Source organism: Vibrio jasicida CAIM 1864 = LMG 25398 (genome assembly GCF_000400365.1).
In the GTDB taxonomy this organism is placed as follows: Bacteria; Pseudomonadota; Gammaproteobacteria; order Enterobacterales; family Vibrionaceae; genus Vibrio; species Vibrio jasicida.
Genome location: NZ_BAOG01000056.1, coordinates 1 through 22,765, shown reverse-complemented (window position 1 = coordinate 22,765; position 22,765 = coordinate 1). Strand labels below are relative to the sequence as shown.

The 22,765-nt window shown below is 44.4% G+C and carries 20 protein-coding genes and 1 tRNA gene; 13 read left to right on the top strand and 8 right to left on the bottom strand.

Features of this window, described 5'->3' with window-relative positions:
- Positions 1-78 precede the first annotated feature (78 nt).
- On the bottom strand, positions 79-1,299 hold the full coding sequence (gene arcA, locus VJL_RS16800; protein WP_038879678.1) for an arginine deiminase: 1,221 nt from the start codon (positions 1,297-1,299) through the stop codon (positions 79-81).
- Positions 1,300-1,883: 584 nt separating this feature from the next.
- Between arcA and rraB the strand changes: the two genes are divergently transcribed.
- Entirely contained in the window at positions 1,884-2,300 is a 417-nt protein-coding gene (gene rraB / locus VJL_RS16795; RefSeq protein ID WP_005432867.1) for a ribonuclease E inhibitor RraB, read from the top strand.
- Between the two features lie 171 nt (positions 2,301-2,471).
- Positions 2,472-3,272 carry a glycosyl hydrolase 2 galactose-binding domain-containing protein gene (locus VJL_RS16790; protein ID WP_017187889.1) on the top strand — a complete coding sequence of 267 codons (801 nt, stop codon included), beginning with the start codon at positions 2,472-2,474 and terminating at the stop codon, positions 3,270-3,272.
- A 16-nt stretch (positions 3,273-3,288) separates the two neighbouring features.
- Here the strand turns inward: VJL_RS16790 and VJL_RS27990 are convergent, their stop codons facing one another.
- From VJL_RS27990 to pepA, 5 genes are all read right to left on the bottom strand, one after another.
- A complete protein-coding gene (locus VJL_RS27990) occupies positions 3,289-4,194 on the bottom strand; it encodes a bifunctional helix-turn-helix transcriptional regulator/GNAT family N-acetyltransferase (RefSeq protein WP_080637406.1) in 906 nt (301 codons plus the stop codon).
- Between the two features lie 115 nt (positions 4,195-4,309).
- Positions 4,310-4,708: a DUF2061 domain-containing protein gene (locus VJL_RS16780; RefSeq protein ID WP_005441986.1), complete on the bottom strand. Its 399-nt coding sequence runs from the start codon at positions 4,706-4,708 to the stop codon at positions 4,310-4,312.
- Between the two features lie 226 nt (positions 4,709-4,934).
- A complete protein-coding gene (locus VJL_RS16775; RefSeq protein ID WP_038879675.1) occupies positions 4,935-7,793 on the bottom strand; it encodes a valine--tRNA ligase in 2,859 nt (952 codons plus the stop codon).
- 96 nt (positions 7,794-7,889) lie between these two features.
- The gene (locus VJL_RS16770; protein ID WP_038864600.1) at positions 7,890-8,339 is read right to left on the bottom strand and encodes a DNA polymerase III subunit chi; all 450 of its coding nucleotides are present in this window, start codon (positions 8,337-8,339) and stop codon (positions 7,890-7,892) included.
- 116 nt (positions 8,340-8,455) lie between these two features.
- The gene (pepA, locus tag VJL_RS16765) at positions 8,456-9,964 is read right to left on the bottom strand and encodes a leucyl aminopeptidase (RefSeq protein ID WP_010450385.1); all 1,509 of its coding nucleotides are present in this window, start codon (positions 9,962-9,964) and stop codon (positions 8,456-8,458) included.
- A 200-nt stretch (positions 9,965-10,164) separates the two neighbouring features.
- Between pepA and lptF the strand changes: the two genes are divergently transcribed.
- Positions 10,165-11,265 (top strand): LPS export ABC transporter permease LptF, encoded by a 1,101-nt coding sequence (gene lptF, locus VJL_RS16760; RefSeq protein WP_038879672.1) that lies wholly within the window; start codon positions 10,165-10,167, stop codon positions 11,263-11,265.
- A 3-nt stretch (positions 11,266-11,268) separates the two neighbouring features.
- On the top strand, positions 11,269-12,339 hold the full coding sequence (gene lptG, locus VJL_RS16755) for an LPS export ABC transporter permease LptG (protein ID WP_038879670.1): 1,071 nt from the start codon (positions 11,269-11,271) through the stop codon (positions 12,337-12,339).
- Between the two features lie 73 nt (positions 12,340-12,412).
- Here the strand turns inward: lptG and VJL_RS16750 are convergent, their stop codons facing one another.
- Positions 12,413-12,892, bottom strand: a complete 480-nt coding sequence (locus VJL_RS16750; protein WP_038864467.1) for an RDD family protein — start codon at positions 12,890-12,892, stop codon at positions 12,413-12,415.
- 245 nt (positions 12,893-13,137) lie between these two features.
- Here VJL_RS16750 and VJL_RS16745 point away from each other — a divergent pair, with 245 nt between their 5' ends.
- Both VJL_RS16745 and VJL_RS16740 read left to right on the top strand, forming a co-directional pair.
- A complete protein-coding gene (locus VJL_RS16745; RefSeq protein ID WP_038879667.1) occupies positions 13,138-13,803 on the top strand; it encodes an SDR family NAD(P)-dependent oxidoreductase in 666 nt (221 codons plus the stop codon).
- Positions 13,804-13,980: 177 nt separating this feature from the next.
- Positions 13,981-14,065 (top strand) — tRNA-Leu (locus tag VJL_RS16740).
- A 119-nt stretch (positions 14,066-14,184) separates the two neighbouring features.
- Here the strand turns inward: VJL_RS16740 and cod are convergent.
- Positions 14,185-15,468 carry a chitin oligosaccharide deacetylase gene (gene cod / locus VJL_RS16735; protein WP_038879665.1) on the bottom strand — a complete coding sequence of 428 codons (1,284 nt, stop codon included), beginning with the start codon at positions 15,466-15,468 and terminating at the stop codon, positions 14,185-14,187.
- A 247-nt stretch (positions 15,469-15,715) separates the two neighbouring features.
- Between cod and VJL_RS16730 the strand changes: the two genes are divergently transcribed.
- From VJL_RS16730 to VJL_RS16700, 7 genes are all read left to right on the top strand, one after another.
- Entirely contained in the window at positions 15,716-16,021 is a 306-nt protein-coding gene (locus VJL_RS16730; protein ID WP_081634993.1) for a PTS sugar transporter subunit IIB, read from the top strand.
- A gap of 85 nt (positions 16,022-16,106) precedes the next feature.
- Entirely contained in the window at positions 16,107-17,441 is a 1,335-nt protein-coding gene (locus tag VJL_RS16725; protein WP_038864463.1) for a PTS sugar transporter subunit IIC, read from the top strand.
- A gap of 47 nt (positions 17,442-17,488) precedes the next feature.
- The gene (locus VJL_RS16720; protein ID WP_038864462.1) at positions 17,489-17,800 is read left to right on the top strand and encodes a PTS lactose/cellobiose transporter subunit IIA; all 312 of its coding nucleotides are present in this window, start codon (positions 17,489-17,491) and stop codon (positions 17,798-17,800) included.
- Positions 17,801-17,810: 10 nt separating this feature from the next.
- Positions 17,811-19,133, top strand: a complete 1,323-nt coding sequence (locus VJL_RS16715) for a 6-phospho-beta-glucosidase (protein ID WP_038879661.1) — start codon at positions 17,811-17,813, stop codon at positions 19,131-19,133.
- A 15-nt stretch (positions 19,134-19,148) separates the two neighbouring features.
- Positions 19,149-19,904, top strand: coding sequence for a chitin disaccharide deacetylase (gene chbG / locus VJL_RS16710; RefSeq protein ID WP_038879658.1), 756 nt, complete (start codon positions 19,149-19,151; stop codon positions 19,902-19,904).
- Positions 19,905-20,010: 106 nt separating this feature from the next.
- Positions 20,011-21,009, top strand: a complete 999-nt coding sequence (locus VJL_RS16705; protein WP_038879656.1) for a LacI family DNA-binding transcriptional regulator — start codon at positions 20,011-20,013, stop codon at positions 21,007-21,009.
- A 153-nt stretch (positions 21,010-21,162) separates the two neighbouring features.
- On the top strand, positions 21,163-22,413 hold the full coding sequence (locus VJL_RS16700) for a cyclic di-GMP phosphodiesterase (RefSeq protein WP_038879654.1): 1,251 nt from the start codon (positions 21,163-21,165) through the stop codon (positions 22,411-22,413).
- Positions 22,414-22,765: the final 352 nt, after the last annotated feature.

Sequence of the window (22,765 nt, the reverse complement as noted above, 5' to 3'; positions counted from 1 at the left end):
TTAATTAAAAACAAAAAAAGGTTGATGCATTCACATCAACCTTAGTCTCAATTGGTTTTATTTGGTGGGAGAGGTTTCTCAAATATCGTCACGTTCGATTGGGCAACTCATACAACGTGCACCACCACGACCGCGACCAAGCTCGTTACCCGGGATAGTCAGGACTTCAATGCCAGCTTTGTCGTACTTCTCGTTAGTGTAGACGTTACGCTCGTAGCCAATCACAACACCAGGTTTCACCGTCAGTACGTTGTTGGCATCGTTCCATTGCTCTCGCTCAGCTTCGTAGCTGTCACCACCGGTTGTGATGATCTTCAATTGGTCTAAGCCAAGTGCCGATTCAATGGCGTGCAGATAGTTGTGTGACGCTTCGACATGCATTTCACCGTTGCCTTTAGGTGTTAGGCGCCAAGTGTCTAAATCTTTACGCATGATTTCTGGGTATACCGAGAAAGTGTCCACATCCATGTGCGTCATGACCGTATCAAGGTGCATGCACGAGCGGTGTTTTGGTAGGTCGATAGCAATCACTTCTTTCGCCTGACCAGATTTAAAGAGGCTTGCCGCTAAGTTTTCTACACCTTGCGGGGTTGTACGCTCAGACATACCAATCAGAACGGCACCTTTACCGATAACCAGTACATCACCACCTTCAACGTTGGCATTGTCGTAGTGTTGGTCTTCATCACCAAAGTAGTTAATGAAGTCTTGACCCGCGAAGGTTGGGTGCCAGCGATAAATGGCGCGCAGATGGTTGGTCTCGCGTTGACGTGCAGGCATCATCATTGGGTTAAGAGAAACGCCGCCGTATACCCAGCATGACGTGTCACGGGTAAAGAGGTGGTTAGGCAGAGGTTCGATGACGAAATCCAGTGGGCGCTTCATCTTCGGCAACATTGATGAAGATTTGATTGGCAGTTCGGAGTAAGCCAAGCCGCCAAGAAGAATGCTTGCTAGGTGCTCATCGTCCATCTTTGCGAAGTACTGACGCAAATCACGAGCGAAAGTCGGACCATAACGGAAGTCAGAGATCTGAGTATTCAACAACCATTGTTTTGCTTCTGGAACCGCAAGGGTTTCAACCAGCAGATCATGAAGCAATAGTACTTCGACATCTTGTTCACGCAGTGTGCGCGCAAATGCGTCGTGTTCTTCACCAGCCGCTTCGACCGCCAATACGTCATCAAACAGTAGCTCATGGCAGTTCGATGGCGTTAGGTGGGTGAGGGCGCGCTCTGGGCGATTTAATAGAACTCGTCTTAGTTGACCAACTTCTGATCCAACGTACAGCTTACTCATTTTGCATCCTTACAAATATTCCAGCCGTTAGTTATGACAAGCTTGATGCAAAGATGCAAGTCTTAGAACTTTGCTTATATATTGCAAAAATATCGTTTTTTGGCGTTATATTTTGTAAATGGTTCCTTGGTGTATTTTAATTCTATATTTTGTTGTTTGTTCATGAGTTTTAAAAAGTGCGTTTTTATTCTTTTTCGTTTGAGAAAGAACTCATACATCAAAAGTGCATAAAACGTGCATAACCATTCTGAAATATGCAGTTTTTAGCTTTCTTTTATTCGTTAGGTCAGAATTACCGAGCCGTTGCTGTATTCACTCCAAGATCATAAACACGCAAACAAGTCTAAAATTACTCGTCTTAGGTTCAATTAGGATCTTCTGAATATTAAAGATTAGCCGTTTTTGTTAATTTTTTGTTTCTGTGAGCGAGGTTTAGATTTGCGAGCAAAAATTATCATCAAGAATCACCGCAGTTTGGTGTTTGTTTGTGGCTTTTCATCGCAATCCGTGCCATATTTCACCGCATTAACGTACTCAGTTTAGAGTATAGTGTTTCCATCAAGTAACTAATCTGGAGCCAAAACATGTCTCACGAAGATGAATATCTATCAGTAGAAGAATTAATTGAGATTCAAAAGGAAGAGACTCGCGATATCATTGCAGCATTGCTAGAAGACGGCAGCGATCCAGATTCACTATACGAAATCGAGCACCACCTATTTGCTGAAGACTTCGACACGCTAGAAAAAGCGGTTGTTGAAGCGTTCAAGATGGGCTTTGAAGTTCTTGAAGCTGAAGAAACAGAAGATGAAGACGGCAACAAACTGCTTTGCTGTGATGCAACAATGGAATCTGCACTAAACGCAGAAGCAATTGATGCACAGGTTGAGAAACTGGTTCATCTTGCAGAAAAATACGACATCATTTACGACGGTTGGGGTACTTACTACGAAGGCGAAGATGCGCTTTACCCTGAAGAAGATGATGAAGACGAAGAGTAATCCTCTTATTCAATCTAAGAAGCCAGCGTTTATCGCTGGCTTTTTTGTGCCTTGAAAATGATAACCGCCGATGACGATAAATAATTCTCATTGAGTTTGTCTGCTTATAGCCTGTAACCCTAAGTTACTTGTGTATATAATGCGTGAAAATTGATCTAGCTCAAGGTGTATATGCAACTCTCACTCGCCGGTTTATGGCAAGTCTCTCCACTGACGGACCTTTCTATCCCACAGGATGACATTACTTTCCCTGCTCCTTTGAGTCAGGTATTGCCTGCTGAACTGACTGAAGAAGCGATTCGTCAGCAAGAGTGGCACCTGATGCACGACATTGAAGTGGACGAATCCATGATGGCATTCCCTGCGGTAGAAATGGTGTTGGGTGGTGTGGATTACCATGCAGAAGTGCGTTTGAACGGGGTAGCATTGTTCGACTGTGATGGCTCACAAAGCGTGTACAAAAAAGACATTCGCCCGTTCATGCAGATGGGGCGCAACCGTTTTGAGATCCTGTTCCTTGAGGAAGAAGAAGATCTTCTGTTGGATGAGGATAAACCAGAGTTGTGCTCACTTGCGGATCATGAATACCAAAAGAGTGATGAGCGCTTAGGGGTATGGCAAGAACCGTATCTGCAGTTTATTCGCAATGTGCGTTTAGACCGCGTGGCTACCGAGCAGATTTGGCACCACGGTGGTGGTTGTGAGTTTAAGGTGGATTTGTACTACCAAACTTTTGCGCCGGGTTTAGTATCAGCATCGGTTAAGTTTAATGGCATGACTTACCATATTCCTATTGATGTCCGAGCGGATCATGCGAGTGCTTTATTCCAGATCGAAGCGCCAAAGTATGCCGATCTTAACGATCCCGATCCAAAAGATCTTTACGAACTCGTGGTGGAGTTGGATGGGCAACGCCAAGCATTTACAGTGGCGCTTAGCCAAGAGCTCTGTGTTACCCACCTTGTACTTTAAGTTTGGGGATAAAGCGCTATAACGTTTTAAGCATCACGACTTCACATGCATCATGCCCTGTTTGTCCTAGCGGGGCATCGAGATGTTCAAACCCTAGTTTTTCATACAAGCCTACCGCTTCTCTTAGACATTCTGTTGTCTCTAAATAGCACTGCTGATACCCAAACTGTTTCGCCAGTTGTAAGCTCAATGCGACGATGCGTTTGGCTAAACCGTGCCCTCGTGTTTGAGGTAAGAAGTACATCTTTTGCAGCTCACACACATTTGGCTCACCAGCTAAAGGTGCAAAGCCGCCGCCGCCCACAATCTCGCCTTGGTATTCGACTACCCAGTAGGCTGCGCCTTGCTGGTCGTAAACCGAGTACATGTCATCAAGCGTTGGATCGGCCACACCATAACCTTTGTCTGCGGTTAAACCGTATTCTGCAGAGACTTTACGAATCACGTCTGCAACTTGCGAGTTATCTGCTTTGGTAAGAGGTCGAAGAACGTATTCCTCAGCCTGACACACTTTCGTTAGCCCTTTTAGGTAAGTCTCTAGACCAAGTTTGAGTTGCTCTTGCTCGCTGTCATCGAGTTGGGTAAGCAGTTGTTCAAAGAAGCAGTTTTGCTGCTGGTCTAGTTGCGATAACGCCTGTTGCCCTTGCTCTGTAAGTGCTACGAGCTGGCTACGTTTGTCTTTTGGGTTTTCGATGCTCTCAACCAGACCTAATTTAATCAAACCGGTAACGGTTCGGCTCGCATTGGACTTGTCGACATTGAGCTGCTGTGCCAGTTGATTGATGGTCAACGGCTGCAGCTGGATTTCACCTAACGCGTGCGCTTGCACTGGAGTGAGAGCGACATCGCCGCATTGTTTATCGAGCATACCAAGCAATCGGACGGCTTGACGGGAGTAGTGTCGGAGTTGACGAGCATTCATTATCACTTACCTCTAAAAATAAAGTTGCGCACCGCAATTAAATTAATTGCGGTACGCAACTTTGTCAATGGTAAATGTTATTTTGCTCGTTAGGAGGCGTATTGAGCCTCCATGTTTAAGCGTGTTGGTGTAAGCAGAACTGTGGTGCTTGGCTATCTGATTTACGCATCCATACTTTCTCATGGAAGTAGTAAGCCACTGTGTTCAAGCTTGGCTCTAGCATCGCCATGATACCGCCGACAAACGCATCACCTGTTAGCAAGTAAACCACGCTAAAGGCAACACTGAAGTGGATGGTGGCAAAGCTTGCGGTTTTTAATTTGGTCATCCACTGACGAGCTTTAAGCGCTGGGACTTTTGCCCATGCCTTTTCATGAAAGTAGAAAGCGACGGTGTTCACTGAAGGCTCAATCATGGCAATTAAACTACCAATTAGAATGTCGCCAGTAAGCACGTAAGCGACACTAAACGCGATAGTAAAATGGAGTGCTGCAAAGGTTAGTGTCTTTTTCATGATAATTACTCAATCGTTGTGTTGTTTCGATAGGTCTATTATTGAGAATTATTATCATTAAATCTAATGGGCAGTTAAGATTAGTTTGATAGGTAAAAACTATTAAATAGGAGGAAGAGTAGGGGAGAAGAATGGATATCTTTGAAAGCTTTCCGAGCTATAAAATGCAAAAAGGGTTGATGCTTTCACACCAACCCTTTGATTCTTTTATTCTAGCTTTTAGCGATTAAAGTGCAGCGATCGTTGTCTTCTGCTCTTCTAGCTTAGCTAGTGTCTCTTTGTAGCCTTCAAGCTTCTCACGCTCTTTAGCAACAACCGCTTCAGGTGCTTTCGCTACGAAGCCTTCGTTACCTAGTTTACCTTCGATACGCTTGATTTCGCCGTGAGTCTTCTTGATTTCGCCATCTAGACGAGCAAGCTCAGCGTCTTTGTCGATCAGACCCGCCATTGGGATCATCAGCTCAGACTTAGCAACCAATGCTGTTGCACACGCTGGCGTTTCTTCGTCAGCAGCAAGTACGCGTACAGATTCTAGTTTCGCTAGAGACATTAGTACTTGTTTGTTTGCTTCTAGACGCGCAGCGTCTTCTGCGTTTGCTGCTTTCAGCATAACGTCAAGCGGCTTACCTGGGTTGATGTCGTATTCAGCACGTAGGTTACGGATGCTGGTAATGAACGCTTTCACCCATTCAATATCGTCTAGCGCTTCTTGGTTGAAGTTTGCTTCGTCGAATTGAGGCAGTGCTTGAAGCATGATTGTCTCACCTTCTACACCTTCAACTAGTGGCTTGATGCTTTGCCAGATAGTTTCAGTGATGTAAGGAATCACTGGGTGAGCTAGACGTAGAGTCTTCTCAAGAACCGTGATTAGTGTACGACGAGTACCACGCTGTTGCGCTTCAGTACCTTTCCATAGAACTGGTTTAGTTAGCTCTAGGTACCAGTCACAGAATTGGTTCCAGATGAATTCGTAAAGCGTGTTAGATGCCATATCTAGACGGAAGTTGTCGATATGGTTGTTGAACGCTTTCGCCGCTAGTTCAAACTGAGACTCGATCCACTTGTCCGCTAGTGAGTATTCAATCTCACCACCGTTGAAGCCACAATCTTGCTCTTCTGTGTTCATCATTACGTAACGGCTTGCGTTCCATAGTTTGTTACAGAAGTTACGGTAGCCTTCAAGACGCTTCATATCCCAGTTGATATCGCGACCTGTTGATGCCATTGCAGCAAGAGTGAAACGTAGTGCGTCTGTACCGTATGCTTCGATACCGTTTTCAAACGTCTTACGAGTGTTCTTCTCGATCTTCTTCGCTAGCTGAGGCTGCATCATGTTGCCACAACGCTTCTCTACTAGAGACTCTAGGTCGATACCATCGATCATGTCGATTGGGTCAAGTACGTTACCTTTCGACTTAGACATCTTGTCGCCGTTTTCGTCACGGATTAGACCAGTAACGTAAACTGTCTTAAATGGTACTTGTGGTTTGCCGTTTTCGTCTTTCACGAAGTGCATGGTCATCATGATCATGCGCGCAACCCAGAAGAAGATGATGTCGAAACCAGTTACTAGTACGTCTGAAGGGTGGAATACTTTCAGATCGTCAGTTTGCTCTGGCCAACCTTGAGTACCGAACGTCCATAGGGCAGAAGAGAACCATGTATCCAGTACGTCTTCGTCTTGGTGCAGTTCAATGACTGACTCTAGGTTGTTGTTCTTACGAACTTCTTCTTCGTCACGACCTACGTAAACATTACCTTGGTTGTCGTACCAAGCTGGGATGCGGTGACCCCACCATAGTTGACGAGAGATACACCAGTCTTGAACGTCACGCATCCAAGAGAAGTACATGTTTTCGTATTGCTTAGGAACGAATTGGATGTCGCCGTTTTCTACTGCTTCAACCGCTGTTTTCGCTAGAGGCGCAGTACGTACGTACCATTGGTCAGTTAGCATTGGTTCGATAACCACGCCACCACGGTCGCCGTAAGGAACTTGTAGATCGTGATCTTTCACTTCTTCAAGTAGGCCTAGCTCGTCGAATTCAGCAACGATAGCTTTACGAGCGGCAAAACGCTCCATACCGTGGTACTTAGCTGGTAGCTCAGTGCTGTAAGCGTCGCTTGCTTCGCCGTTGGTGTTGAATACTTCAGAAGCGTCACGGATGTTCGCGTCGAAAGTCAGAATGTTGATCATTGGTAGCTGGTGGCGCTTACCAACTTCGTAGTCGTTGAAGTCGTGCGCAGGTGTGATTTTCACACAGCCAGTACCTTTTTCCATATCTGCGTGCTCATCGCCCACGATTGGGATGCGACGATCAACGATAGGAAGAATGATTTCTTTACCGATAAGATCTTTGTAACGTGGATCTTCTGGGTTAACTGCAACACCAGTATCGCCTAGCATGGTCTCTGGACGAGTTGTTGCAACAACGATGTAGTCTTTGCCATCCGCTGTTTTAACGCCATCTGCTAGTGGGTAGCGGAAGTGCCACATGTTGCCTTTAGTGTCTTTGTTCTCGACTTCTAGATCTGAAATCGCAGTGTGTAGCTTTGGATCCCAGTTAACTAGACGCTTACCGCGGTAGATTAGGTCGTCTTCGTATAGACGTACGAACACTTCTTGAACAGCGTTAGATAGACCATCGTCCATCGTAAAGCGCTCACGATCCCAGTCTACAGATGCGCCAAGACGACGAAGCTGTTTAGTGATAGTGCCGCCAGATTCGCCTTTCCATTCCCAGATTTTGTCGATGAAAGCTTCACGGCCGTAATCGTGTTTTGTTTTGCCTTCTTCTGCAGCGATCTTACGCTCAACAACCATCTGAGTTGCGATACCTGCGTGGTCCGTACCTACTTGCCAAAGAGTGTTTTTACCCTTCATGCGCTCACAACGGATAAGCGTATCCATGATCGTATCTTGGAACGCGTGGCCCATGTGTAGGCTACCAGTGACGTTCGGTGGCGGGATCATGATGCTGTATGATTCTTTAGTAGTGTCACCGTGTGGCTTAAAGTAGCCTTGCTCTTCCCAAGTCTGATACAGAGCTTGTTCAATTGAAGTTGGGTTGTATGTCTTTTCCATAGCGCTCTTTTAATGGATACGTTGATGGTTGAATCTAAGTCAATCTTTATAAGTGAGGGATCTTAACAAGATCGCCTTAACTATAAGGATTGACCGTTAAGGATATTGAATTTCGATCGTTTGCAGTTGATAACCTGCTTGACGGTAAATTTTATACCTTTCTCTTGCGACCTGTTTAGCTTTTTCTTCGCAAGGCACGAAGTCTACCACTTGAGCAAACTTGTTCGCAAAGGTTGTCTCATTTTCCGCCAAATTAATTACCAATTGACGATTCCAATTAGGTTTTACGCCTTCATGGCCGATCTCAATATTGGTGGCGTATTTCGGTCCTTCACCTACGAGATTATGAGCCATGAACTTATCTGCATCAATTTGCCAAAAAGCCTCGGCCAGTTGTTCGGCGTGCGACTTGTCTTGGCAGTTCAAATACACTTTAGCTCCTTGGCGAGCAAAGTGCTGAGCCAAGAATACGATGTATTGTTCAAAGCCCGTCTTTGTTGCTTGAGGGCTCTCTTCTTTAATGATGTAGAAGGTTGCAGTTTGCATCATTCTCTCACTTGCCATTGGCCTCATCCTTAGACCATTTTACATTCCTATTCTCTCTCAAGAAAATCGGGGTAATAAAAAAGGGCCTTGCGGCCCTTTTAGATAGTGTTCAGAAATTACTCTTCTGTCTCTTGGCCGCTGCGGTTCAAAAGGAATTGGACAAGCATTGAGACAGGACGGCCCGTTGAGCCTTTCGCTGCGCCTGATTTCCACGCAGTACCTGCGATATCGACGTGTGCCCAGTTGTACTTCTTAGCAAACTTAGACAGGAAGCAACCCGCAGTGATAGTACCAGCAGGACGACCACCGATGTTTGCCATATCAGCAAATGGACTCTTCAGCTGCTCATGGTACTCGTCTGCCATTGGTAGACGCCATGCACGGTCACTTGCTTGTTCAGAAGCGTTTACTAGCTCATGAGAAAGTGGGTTGTGGTTAGAGATTACGCCGCTGATGTGGTGGCCTAGTGCGATAACACAAGCTCCCGTTAGCGTTGCAACGTCTACTACGCAGTCTGGTTCGAAACGCTCTACGTAAGTCAGTGCGTCACAAAGAACAAGACGACCTTCCGCATCCGTGTTCAGAACTTCTACAGTTTGACCAGACATGGTTGTTAGGATGTCACCTGGACGGTAAGCGTTGCTGCCTGGCATGTTTTCACAGCCTGCTAGAACACCAATAACGTTGATTGGTAGGTTTAGCTTCGCTAGCGCTTTCATTGTACCGAATACAGATGCTGCACCACACATGTCGTACTTCATCTCATCCATACCTTCACCAGGTTTTAGAGAGATACCGCCTGAATCGAACGTCAGACCTTTACCGACGAGAACGATAGGTTTTGCTTCTGACTCTGGGTTACCTTTGTATTCTATAATCGACATCATAGATTCGTTCTTCGAACCACGACCTACTGCTAGGTAAGATGTCATGCCCAGTTTTTCCATCTCTTGCTCACCAATGATCTTGGTGGTTACGGTTTCGTAATCGTCAGCAAGGCGACGAGCTTGAGAGGCTAAGTAAGCTGGGTTTGCTACGTTTGGTGGCATGTTGCCAAGATCTTTTGATGCTTTCACACCAGAAGAAATAGCTAGACCATGGGTGATTGCTTTTTCACCTAGGTTCAGTTCACGACGCGTTGGTACGTTGAACACTAGCTTACGCAGTGGACGACGAGTTTCTGGCTTAACGCTCTTGAACTGGTTAAATGTGTAAAGACCATCTTTAGTCGCTTCAACTGCTTGACGTACTTTCCAGTACGTATCGCGACCTTTAACGTGCAGTTCAGTTAGGAAACATACTGCTTCCATTGAACCGGTTTCGTTAAGTGTGCTGATCGTCTTTTGAATGATTTCCTTGTACTGGCGCTCGCCGAGTTCACGTTCTTTACCACAACCTACAAGTAGAACGCGCTCTGACAAAACACCTGGTACTTGATGCAGTAGTAGCATCTGACCAGGTTTACCCTCTAGATCACCACGGCGAAGTAGTGAACTGATGTAACCGTCACTGATTTTATCAAGTTGTTCGGCTACTGGAGAAAGGCGACGTGGTTCAAACACACCAACAACGATACATGCGCTACGTTGTTTCTCTGGACTGCCACTTTTAACACTGAACTCCATGCGTACTCCTACATCCTGAAGACAAATTGCTCTAAATGTTAGATAATGATCGCTTACTTGTTGAATTTAAGCTCAGGTCTTACCAACAGAGCTGATTTAAGCGCTAACATCTAGTTTATAATTTTTAAAAAAATAAATGGTTCAACGGGAAACTATAGTGATTCGACCAAAAAAACAAGTTTTGTATAGGTAATTTCAGCGTGATTATTGTTAGATATTTGATCCGCGAAACACTCAAGAGCCAATTTGCGATTTTCTTCGTACTTTTTTTGGTGTTTGTGAGCCAGAAGTTTATCAGTGTTCTTGCTGATGCTTCGGACGGGGATATTCCTGCTGGATTAATTTTCTCAGTGGTTGGTTTAAACATGCCAGCCATGGGTTTATTGATGCTGCCATTAAGTTTGTACATCGGCATATTGATCACCTTTGGTCGCTTGTATGCGGAAAGTGAGATCGTGGTAATGAATGCCACCGGTATCGGGAATAAATTCTTGGTACAGGCGGCATTGTACTTAGCTCTGATTACATCAGGTGTTGCTGCGTTTAATGCGTTGTGGTTATCGCCTTGGTCTCAGGACCGTGTCGAGCAGCTGTACGAGCAAGTCGCGGCAGAAAACAGCGTTGACCTGCTAAAAAAAGGCCAATTCCAAGGAACGCCAGATGGTTCGTCAGTCGTGTTTATTGACGACATCAAAAACAGCACGTTAAGCAACGTGTTTGTTGCACAGATGCGCCCTCGCGATTCCATTCTACCAAGCGTGATGTTCTCTTCTTCAGGCGATGTAAAAGAACTGTCGGATGGCCGTCAGATCATTACGATGCATGAGGGCACGCGCTATGAAGGTGTGCCGACTCGCGTGGAATACATGATCACCAAGTTTGACGAATATGAAGGCTTGATTGGCCAGCGCGAAGTGAAGCAAAAAGGTCGTGATTGGGAAGCTTACCCAACCGCAGATTTGATCGGCCACCCCGATCCAGAAGCGCAAGCAGAACTGCAATGGCGAATTTCATTATTTGTGTGTATTCCGCTGTTGACGATGTTGGTTATTCCGCTTTCCGCGGTCAACCCACGTCAGGGACGTTTCGCCAAAATGGGCCCTGCCATCTTGATTTACTTGGCGTACTTCCTTGCAATTAGTGCAACGAAATCTGCGTTAGAGGATGGTGCTATACCTGCTGCTATTGGCATGTGGCCTATTAATGCGATACTGCTTTTGGTCGCTATCCTGGCGAACATGATGGACAGTGTTCCTGCTCGTCGAATGAAAGAAAAATTCCGTAAGAAGAGGCTCGCGTAAGCTGTGTTCAAACTCTTAGACCTTTACATCGGTAGAACGATAATCTCTACCACGGCTTTGGTGTTAGCGACCTTTGTTGGTTTGTCTGGCATCATCAAATACGTAGAGCAGCTGCGTAAAGTCGGCCGTGGTGCATACGACTTAATGCATGCCCTCTACTTTGTGTTACTAAGTATCCCTCGCGATGTAGAAATGTTTTTCCCGATGGCTGCGTTGTTGGGGGCATTAATTGGCCTTGGTATGTTGGCATCCAGCTCCGAGCTCGTAGTAATGCAAGCAGCCGGCTTTTCTAAGTTGGATATCGGTTTATCAGTGCTTAAAACCGCGGTTCCATTAATGCTAATCGTCATGACGCTTGGCCAATGGGGCGCACCTGAAGCACAAAAAATGGCACGTGACCTACGAGCGTTTGCTCTGTCTGGCGGTAGTATCGTTTCTGTTCGGGCTGGTGTTTGGGCTCGTGATGCCAATGATTTTATCTTTATCGGCAAAGTTGAAGACGACAAACTCTATGGTTTGAACATGTGGCGTTTTGATGATGATAAAAACCTACAGAAAGTCATTTTTGCTGAAGAGGTTGATTACCAACAAGACAACAATTGGCTGATGCGTTACGTGCAAGTTACTGACATGGAGAATGAAAACGTCATTACCAAGCGTGATTTGGAACAAATGGAGTGGCACACCTCATTAGCACCAGACAAACTGGCAGTCGTGACGGTAAAACCAGAAGAGCTGTCACTAAGTGGCTTGTATGACTATGTGACATACCTGAAAGCATCAGAGCAAGATGCTTCACGTTATGAACTGGCATTTTGGCGCAAGCTATCTCAACCGCTTTCTATCGCGGTAATGATGTTGATGGCACTGTCATTTGTATTCGGTCCATTACGTAGTGTGACCATGGGGGCAAGGGTGCTTTCGGGGGTGGTTGCTGGCTTTACTTTCTACATATCCAGTGAATTCTTTGGACCTCTAACCTTGGTATATGGCATCCCGCCAGTATTCGGTGCACTGGCTCCAAGTCTCGTATTCTTAGCTATTGCGGTATCTCTGCTCAGAAGAAAGCTATAGATTCCCAAAGACAGTAAACATAAAAAAGGAAGGCGCCATGCCTTCCTTTTTCTATTTTGCTTCTGCCATTTAACTATTTAGCTTTCGGTAATACCACGACTTCAGTTTTTGCCCAAATATCATGGAAACCACGTTTCTGTGGGTCAATGGGTACAGTGAGGTTAGCTAAGCCGAAACCAGAGGTTGCTAGGCGAATCAGTGCCTGAGTTACAGAAATAGCTGAGCCATCTTTGCTGTTTCGGATCTGCATCTTCCAAGCTCGCATGCCTAGTGTTTGACCTGCTCGTGTCCAGAAGAAGACAAAGAAATATACCCAGACTGTCGCCAAGTAAAGGGTAAATAGCGGGCTTAATACAGGGTGCTTTCCTAGCATATCCGCTGCATCTGTATATTCTCCATAGCTCAATAATCCTGCTGCATTTAACGCAAAGACGATTGCCATCACTACGCCGGCGGCCATCATTTCAATTGCTAAGATAATCAGCATATCGTAGAACAACGCCGCTAATCGGCGAAATAAGCCCGCTGGTGGAAGAGTTGTAGAAGTCGTCATAGTTCCATCACTTACCTTTAAAATTGTGCGTCAGGATATAGATTCCGCTTGTCGGTGAAAAGAGAGCTAACGCACAGAGTCTCTAATTACGAAGAAATCACCATAGCAGAAGACACTTTATATCCATCGTCTAACTTAACAAAGCTATCCAGTTCAAACTTCGCGTCACCTAACCTGTGAAATCGTCAAACATACGGTACCTTGCTTAGAACATGAGATTACGAATGACGTGATAGAGGTACAAGATGATCGTGATTACCGGCGCGAGCAGTGGACTAGGTGCGCAACTAGCTAAGTTGTATGATGCTCAAGGCGAAGAAACACTGTTAACTGGACGCAGTGAAGAGAAGTTGGCGACTCTTGCTCAACACCTATCTAATAAAGCTCAAGTGTGTAGTTGTGATTTGGTGGATACATCCCAAATCGAGAATTTGTTTAATGAGCTGCCTAAAGCGCCTTCTACTCTGATTCACTGTGCTGGAAGTGGGTATTTTGGTTTATTAGCTGAGCAAGACCCGCAAGAGATTCAAAAGCTGATTGAAAATAACCTCACTTCGGCGATTAATATTCTTCGAGAGTTGGTCAAACGTTATCAAGAGCAGCCAGTAAATGTTGTGATGGTGATGTCGACAGCAGCACTGCAAGCTAAGGCACAAGAATCGACCTATTGTGCGGTGAAGTGGGCTGTCAAAGGTTTGATTGAATCCGTTCGTATGGAGTTAAAAGGCAAACCAATGAAAATTATCGCTGTGTATCCCGGAGGTATGGCGACGGAATTTTGGGAGACGAGCGGTAAGACTTTAGACACCAGTAGCTTTATGAGTGCAGGTGATGCAGCGCGGATGATTCATGGTGCGCTTTCTAATATTGGTAATGGTTACGTTTCGGATATTACAGTTAACCGTTTATAGGGCTGAGAGGGAGGTCTTGTTATCAGGTGATATGGCAGACTGAACTGTGATGAGATCTTCTTTGTCACACTTTGTGGCGAAATTATCAGCAAACGATAGTTATTTAAGGTTTTTCTGCTTGCGCAGGTCAAAAGCTTACGTATAATGCCAACCATCAAAGGGCAATAGCCCCGAGATGCCGGTGTGGTGAAATTGGTATACACGACGGATTCAAAATCCGTTGCCTTCGGGCGTGGCGGTTCAAGTCCGCCCACCGGTACCATATTCCAAGACAGAGCCTCGACGAAAGTCGGGGCTTTGTTGTTTCTGGTTATCCAAAATAAAAAAAAGCGCGAGGGGTATGCCTCGCGCAAACTACTACATGGTGATAGTAGGAACAGCCTATAGAGCTGTGAACAAGGTGTTCTGTGTATTAGGAGTCCAATCCGACTGTGATACATGCGGAATGTTTACGAGGTAGCGAAGACCTTGGTAAGTCACGACATCATCTGCTTCATAAGCAACGTTTAGTGTCCAGTTAGTTGCAGGATCGGCATTTGTCCAAAGGCTAGACGTTGAAGACGGTGCCCAATCCTGTTGTGCGACGTGCGTTGTAACCGCTTTATAAACAGTACCTGAATGTGTTACGTAATCACCAGCAACGTATGCCTGACCAACTTGCCAAACTGGTGTGTAGTTATCCATGCTATCGAAAACGTATCCTGCTTCTTTTGCGATTTGGATAAACTTAGCCAGCTTAGGTAAGTTTTTGGTTGCTCCCATGCCGCGTTTGCCATCTTCGAATAAGAACTCATGTGTTAACACGATAACTTTGTCTGCGTGTAGCGGAGTACCACAAGGGAATTCTTGTGTTTTGGAGTTGATAGGGTTGATCGTCGTTGGCGCACAACTGTTTAGGGCCGCATCAACATAACCTAGAAACGGTTCTGCTTCCGTCAAACTATTTGCTGGCATTGCAATGCCCCAGTTCTCCGGTGCCCAGTCGAGATCCCAACCATGGGTTTGATATCCCTTATTCGCTAAGATATTTTGAACTTCAATCGAGGCCTTAACGCTGTTTGACGGGTTGTTAGTGTCACAGACGTAGCCAGGTTCCCAAGGTTTTAAGTCATCAGAGGTTGCACATAAGCCATCTGCTTTAAAGTTTTTTGTTACACGCCAGCCGTTGGTATATGGCAATCGAGCAAACTCTTCACCGCGATAGTTTGGGTAACTGGAAATATTTGGTAGGTATCGCTCGAGTACTGCTAAGTTTTCGTCAAATGTTAGAGCGTCGTAGACAGGATCTTGGTAAGAGTTAATTTGATGATCGCCCGTCGCATTACATTCTGCACCACTGCTAGGGCCAAATTCTTCCACGCAGTTATGGATCATATGGGCATAACTGTGGTTCGCTACGATATGCCCTGTATCGAGAGCCAGTTTCAAAGCTTCTAAAGCGCGGTCCTCATTTTCATCACCAATCCCATCTAGGTGCCAAGCATTAAAGTAAAAAGTGCCTTTAACCCCTTGTTCATTAAGCACATTAATCACATCGATTGACGCATTAATAGGGCCGTCATCAAAAGTTAAATATATCGTGCCTTTTGGGTCTGCTTGGGCAAACGAATATTGAGATAGAGCAGTGCCTAAGAGTGTAACCATAGCCAGTTTATTTAATTTCATTCTTTATTCCTTTTAAGAAATTAATTATGACGTTGTCAGTAGTAATATATTGATAGTTATAAATATAAATTTTGTGTTTTATTATTCTGCTGGCTTTTATCCTAGACCTAAATAATTAATAAAAAATAGAGCGTATTTTCTAAAGTGAGATTTAGTTCACGAACAATGCAACCGGTTGCGCTTTTTTGCGTTGGTTATTTTTGCTACAGTTTTTGTAGGTTGAAAATTACACAACGGGAGTAAGGCTATGAAAAAGATCCTTTTATGCTGTAGCGCTGGGATGTCGACCAGTATGTTGGTTAGAAAGATGGAGCAAGCTGCTGAAAAGCAAGGTATTGCATGTAAGATTGATGCGTTGTCTGTGAACGCGTTTGATGAAGCAATCAAAGAGTACGATGTTTGCTTGCTTGGACCTCAAGTTCGATTCCAATTAGAAGAGTTGCGAAAAACAGCTCAAGAGCACGGTAAAAATATAGAAGCAATTTCCCCACAGGCTTATGGAATGATGAAAGGGGAAGAAGTATTAAAGCAAGCATTAGAACTTATTAACTAATTCAATAGTTTAAAATAAAAAGAACAATCATCAAATATTGATATTTGATGCGGGGTTCTTTTGTCTAAAAATAAGGATGGACTCTATGAAGCTTTATGATGCGATTATAGGAATAGTCGAAAAGCATATAGCCCCAATTGCAGCAAAAGTGGGTAATCAACCTCATGTTAGAGCAATGAGAGACGGATTTATCGTGGCAATGCCGTTTATTATTGTAGGTAGCTTTATCTTAATATTTGCTTTTCCACCATTTGAAGAAGGGACTTCGTTTACTCTAGGTCAAATATGGTTGGACTTTGCGACGACGCATTTCGATACCATTATGATGCCGTTCAATATGTCGATGGGAATCATGACGATATTCGTCTCGCTAGGGGTCGCCTATAGCTTGGCGAAAGCGTACAAAATGGATGGGATAACCAGTGCTGTTTTGTCGCTTATGAGTTTCTTATTAATTGCAGCTCCTGCTAAAGACGGCGCTTTGGCAATGAATCATATGGGAGGAACGGGGATTTTTACTGCGGTAATGAGTGCTTTCTTTTCTGTCGAGCTGTACCGCTTTATGAAAAAGCATAACATTACGATTCGCATGCCAGAGCAGGTGCCTCCGGCTATTGCACGATCCTTTGAGGTATTGCTACCCGTCTTAGCGATTTTCGTTACACTTTACCCTCTGAGTATTTTTGTTCAAATGCAATACGATATGTTGATTCCTGATGCGGTGATGGCAATGTTCAAACCATTGATCAGTGCTTCAAATACGTTACCAGCGATCATTGGCGCCTTGCTTGTTTGTCAGTTATTGTGGTTTGCGGGCATCCATGGAGCGGCGATTGTCGTTGGTCTTCTGTCTCCCATCTTCCTTACTAATATCAGTGCTAACATCGACGCGTTTGTTGCTGGCCAACCTATTCCAAATGTATTCACTCAGCCATTCTGGGACTTCTACATCTTTATTGGTGGTTCGGGTGCAACATTAGCGCTGGTAATGCTTATGTCCTTCAGTCGTTCAGCTCACCTCAAAAGTATTGGACGTATGAGTGCAGTGCCTGGTTTCTTCCAAATTAACGAACCGGTTATTTTTGGTAGCCCTGTGGTGATGAACCCTATTCTATTTATTCCATTCGTATTCGCACCTATCTTGAATGCCACTATTGCGTATTTTGCTGTGCACCTTGGTTTTGTTGGCATGGGGGTAGCAACAACACCTTGGACTACACCAGCTATTATCGGTGCATCATGGGGTAGCGGTTGGACATTCTCACCTGTGTTGCTCGTGATAGGGCTACTGATTCTTGACCTGTTTATCTACTTGCCGTTCTTCAAGATGTTTGAAAAGCAAGTATTAGAGCAAGAGCTTCCAACAAGCAAAGAAACAAAAGACGCGGAACAACCATCCGGTGAAGGCGTAACAGCATAAAGATGATTGGGCTGTCATTCGATAGCCCTCCCTTTCGGAGAGAAGACATGGAACAAGAATTAGTCGTGATGGAAATTATCTGCAACGCGGGTGAAGCCAGAAGTTTGAGTTATGAGGCATTGCGCCTATCGAGAGAGAGAAACTTTGCAGCAGCGGAAGAAAAGCTTTTTCAAGCGAAAGAGTGCATTAACAAAGCGCACCTGATTCAAACGCAATTGATTGAAGAGGATCAAGGAGAGGGCAAAGTGCCAATGACCTTGGTTATGGTGCATGCTCAAGATCATTTAATGACGACCATCTTAGCGCAGGAAATGGCGGTAGAAATCGTCGCATTGAACAAGCAAATTTCTGAAAGGTAAGGAAGCAACGATGCCGAGAAATGCAATCAAGCTCGCTATTATAGGTGGCGGCAGTAGCTACACTCCTGAACTTGTTGAGGGTGTTATTAAACGTTTGGAGTTCTTACCTGTTAAAAAGATGCACTTTGTTGATATTGAGTCTGGGGCGGAGAAGTTAGAGATCATCACAGGTTTAGCGCAACGTATGGTCGATAAAGCTGGTGCTGACATTGAAATTAAAGCGGGTTTTGATCGACGTGAAGCAATCAAAGGTGCGGACTTTGTTATGACGCAATTCCGTGTTGGTGGTTTAGCTGCGCGAGCGAACGACGAGCGTATTCCTATTAAATATGATGTTATCGGTCAGGAAACTACAGGACCGGGTGGTTTCGCCAAAGCATTGAGAACCATTCCTGTAATCCTCGATATTTGCAAAGATATTGAAGAATTAGCCCCAAATGCTTGGATGTTAAATTTTACTAACCCAGCAGGTTTAGTCTCTGAAGCGGTGAGTAAATATACCAAAGTGAAGAGTATTGGGCTTTGTAATGTGCCTGTTTCGATGGAAATGATGATTGCCGAGATGATGGATTGTGAACCAAAAGAGCTGCAACTGGAATTCGCAGGTTTGAATCACTTGGTGTGGGTACATAAAGCATGGCTTAGAGGAGAGGATATTACTCAAACAGTACTAGAGAAGGTTGGAGATGGTGCCAACTTCAGTATGAAGAATATTTGGGAGGAACCATGGGATCCTGCATTTCTTAAAGCGTTAGGGGCGATCCCTTGTCCTTATCATCGTTATTTCTATCAAACAGATGCCATGCTAGCGGAAGAAAAACAGAGCGCGGGTGAAAAAGGCACGCGTGCTGAACAAGTTATGGAGACCGAATCGGCACTATTTAAGCTGTATCAAGATCCTAACTTGGCTCATAAACCAAAAGAGTTAGAAGAGCGGGGAGGAGCTTACTATTCCGATGCATCATTGAACCTAGTGGACTCGATTTATAACAATCGCAATAGTATTCATGTGGTGAACGTACTAAACAATGGCGCAATTAACGGTTTACCTGACAATGCTGTGATTGAATGTAGTGCAGTTATTGGTAGTTGGGGGGCAAAACCGCTCGCAGTAGGGGAGCTCTCGACCAACATAAAAGGACTACTTTACCAAGTTAAGGCTTACGAACAATTAGCGATTGAAGCTGCGGTAGAAGGGAGTTATGACAAAGCACTTATGGCGTTGACCAATAATCCGTTAGTGCCTGATATTGGGCGAGCGAAATCCATTTTGGACGACATATTGAAAGTGAATGCACCTTACCTTCCTCAATTTAAACTGACAATGCTGTAAAAAGGGATATCACCAATGAAAGTGATTTTTAACGCTGATGACTTTGGCTTAACGCCCGGAGTGAATAACGGAATCATCAAAGCACACCAGCAAGGTGTGGTTCGGTCGACCACCATGATGGTAGGAATGGGGGCCGAGAAGCATGCCGTCGAATTGGCGAAACAAAATTCTAACTTGAAAATTGGTATACACCTTCGTTTTACCGCTGGTGCTCCAATTACGGGGCACCCTAATCTTACCAATGGTAAGGAGCACTTTGTTAGTTATGCCGAGTTATGGAAAAAACAAGATTTCGATTTAAAGGCTGTGTATGAAGAAGCGCAAAGCCAAATAGAGCACTTTCTTGCTTTAGGCTTATCATTGAGTCATCTAGATAGCCATCACCATGCGCACACTCACCCTCAATTGCTCCCTGTTATAAGAGAACTTGCTACAAAATATCGTGTACCTTTACGCGGAAGTGGGTTATGCCATGTCAGGAATCCTGTTCGATATTTCTTTACTGATGAATTTTATGATCAAGGTGTAAGTCTCGATGGGTTGCTAAGGGGCTTGCTCAGATTAAAGTTTCAGTACGATATTGTCGAAGTGATGTGTCATCCCGCAGAGGCCGATCAACCTCTAATACTTAGCAGCGGTTACGCGCTGCAACGAGAATTAGAGCTGCAGGTTCTGACCTCCCCGATACTTAAGCAAGAACTTGTTCAACATGGTATCGCAGTCACGGATTACTCTGAGCTTATTTCTTCTCACAAAGTTGCCAGTGTATGATTTAGGCCGCCGGCGTCGAACCCTATTATCACCTTACGACTTGCTGGTGGCCGCTTTATCTAGGTTATCTCTTCGAATAAAACATGCAGTTGGATTAAATAGCAATATGGCAAGGATAAAAGATGTCGCAGAACTCGCTGGAGTAAACCGTTCCACCGTTTCTCGCATTATTAATGGCGAAGGCAAGTTCCGTGAAGAGACAAGAAAAAAAGTCGAAGCGGCCATGGCGCAATTAAATTATCGCCCAAGTGCGATTGCCCGCTCCCTAGCGACTTCATCAAGTAACATGGTTGGTTTATTGGTGACGTACTACACCGGTGGATTTTTCGGGGAGATGATGGAGCAAGTTCAAACGGAACTGGACATCCATAAGAAGTTTTTGATTACCGCACAAGGTCACCATTCCGCAGAAGGAGAGCGAGAGGCTATTGAGCGTTTTAATGATCTTCGCTGCGATGGTTATGTGCTTCACAGCCGTTATTTGTCTGATGATGAGTTGCGTGAACTAGCAAAGTTACCAACGCCGTTTGTATTACTTGATCGTTATGTAGAAGGTATTGAAGAGCGGTGTGTCACGTTCAATCATCATGATGCGAGTCGAATAGCGGTAGAGCACCTTATCTCGGGGGGGCACAGGCACATTGCTTGTATTACCGGCCCTTCACAGCGTCATAATAGCTTACTTAGAAAGTTAGGTTATGTAGATGCAATTAAGAGTGCGGGCATCGAAATTGATGAAAGCTGGTGTGAAGAAGGTAACTACGGCCGTCAAAGTGGTTATGATGCAATGGCTTCTATATATAGACGGCATCCTGAAATAACCGCGCTTTTTTCTTGTAGTGAGGAGATGACGGTTGGGGCAATGCAATTTCTGCATGAACATAAGATATCTGTCCCAGAACAAATTTCGTTAGTAAGCTTTGATAGTGTCGACCTATGTGAAAGTCTCTACCCTACGGTATCTGCGGTTCATTTCCCAATTAGTGACATGGCGAGAGTGGCAGTGCAAACTCTTATAGGGCTAGTCAAAGATCAACAAATAGAAAGCAAGCCTATCTTTGAAGCTCAACTGAAAATACGTAAGGCCGATAGGTCTTTATGGTAAGTGCTAAAGGTTGAGTGGCCTATAACCTACTCGTTATTGTCTATTGATGGTGAGCACATCGACGCTTTATACATCGGCCTTATTGATGAATTCATTTACAAAATCCACTACTATTAAAGACTTATCAAGAAGAACTAAGTCAGTAGTGGAAAAGTGGCAACAATTAAACTTACAGTGGATCGTATTCAGCCCGGCTTACATATCCGTCTCCCACTCAAGTGGAACGAGCACCCCTTCCTATTAAATAGCTTCAAAATCAAAGACCAAGAACAAGTTGAGATGATCCGACACCTTGGAGTTAAGTTTGTTTATTTTAACTCAGAACAGAGCGAAGTATCGCCTCTACCAGCGAATCAGCCGCAAGTAGAAGTAAAGAAGGACGACACTTTAGAACTGGAAGCTCAGAAGCTATGGCAAGAGAAGCAAAAGCGCATCGAAAAGCTTAGCGCTTATCGCCGTCGAGTCATTCAATGTGAGAAAGAGTTCGAGCGTTCCCTCGCCCGTATGCGCTCTGTGATGACGAAAATACGTAATCGTCCCACCGCTGCTGTTGATGAAGCCAAACAATTGATTGACGATATCGTTGAGAAGTTGATGTGCGATGATAATGTCACATTACATTTAATGAATGGCAAAAATGAATTTGAAGATATCTACTTCCATTCGTTGAACGTTGCTGTCATTGCTATGATGATTGGACGTGCAAAAGGATACTCCGCAGAGCAGCTTAAAGCGCTCTCTTTTGCAGCGCTCTTTCATGATATGGGCAAAATTAAAATCCCAACGGCTATTTTACGTAAACAGGTGCCGCTCACTGAACCAGAAAGTAACTATCTTAAGTTGCACACCAAGTACGGCTTGGATATGGCGAATCAAATTGATGACTTTCCTGAAAGCGCGAAAAGAGTCATAGCCCAACATCATGAGATGAGAGATGGCTCGGGTTATCCTAAAGGGTTAAAAGGGGATGGTATCGATGAGTTGGCTCAAGTGATCATTGTGGCGAATGCTTTTGATAATTTGTGCCATACGCCAGTCCCTTCCGAACAAAAGATACCTTATACCGCGCTCTCTCATTTATATAAGAATTGCAAACATCTATATAAAGAAGGAAACCTTAATATCTTGATCAAGTTTATGGGCGTTTTTCCACCGGGAACGGTAGTACAACTTTCCAATAATATGGTGGGGTTGGTGATCTCAGTAAATGCGTCACACTTGTTGTTTCCTAATGTCTTAGTTTATGACCCTTCAGTTCCGCGTACACAAGCGCCGATTATTGACCTTGCATCAAAAGACTTAAAAATCGTAAACGCGATTCATCCATCCAAACTGCCCGAAAAAATTAGGGAGTACCTAAATCCAAGATCTCGGATTTCTTATTTCTTTGACAGTGATGAGTAGTTATCCACAGGCTTTTGTGGGTAATCTGTAGAAATCTTGGGTGTTATTTATGGGTATTTTTCTGGTTGGATGGAAAGTATCCACTTGGCATGTTTTTTTAGAAAAAATGCATTTTTAGTCTTGCCAAAGAAAATCTTCTCCCTATAATGCGCATCCATCGACACGGCAGACGCCACAAGGCTTCAGCAGAGTCGAGGAGGTAAAAACTTCTGAGAAAATAAATTGAAAAAAGTGTTTGACACTCTCAATTATCTCGCTAGAATTCACCTCCGCTTTGAGAGAAAAACTTCTCGCAAAGCAAGCTCTTTAACAATATAGACCTATCAATCTGTGTGGGCACTCGTTGATGATA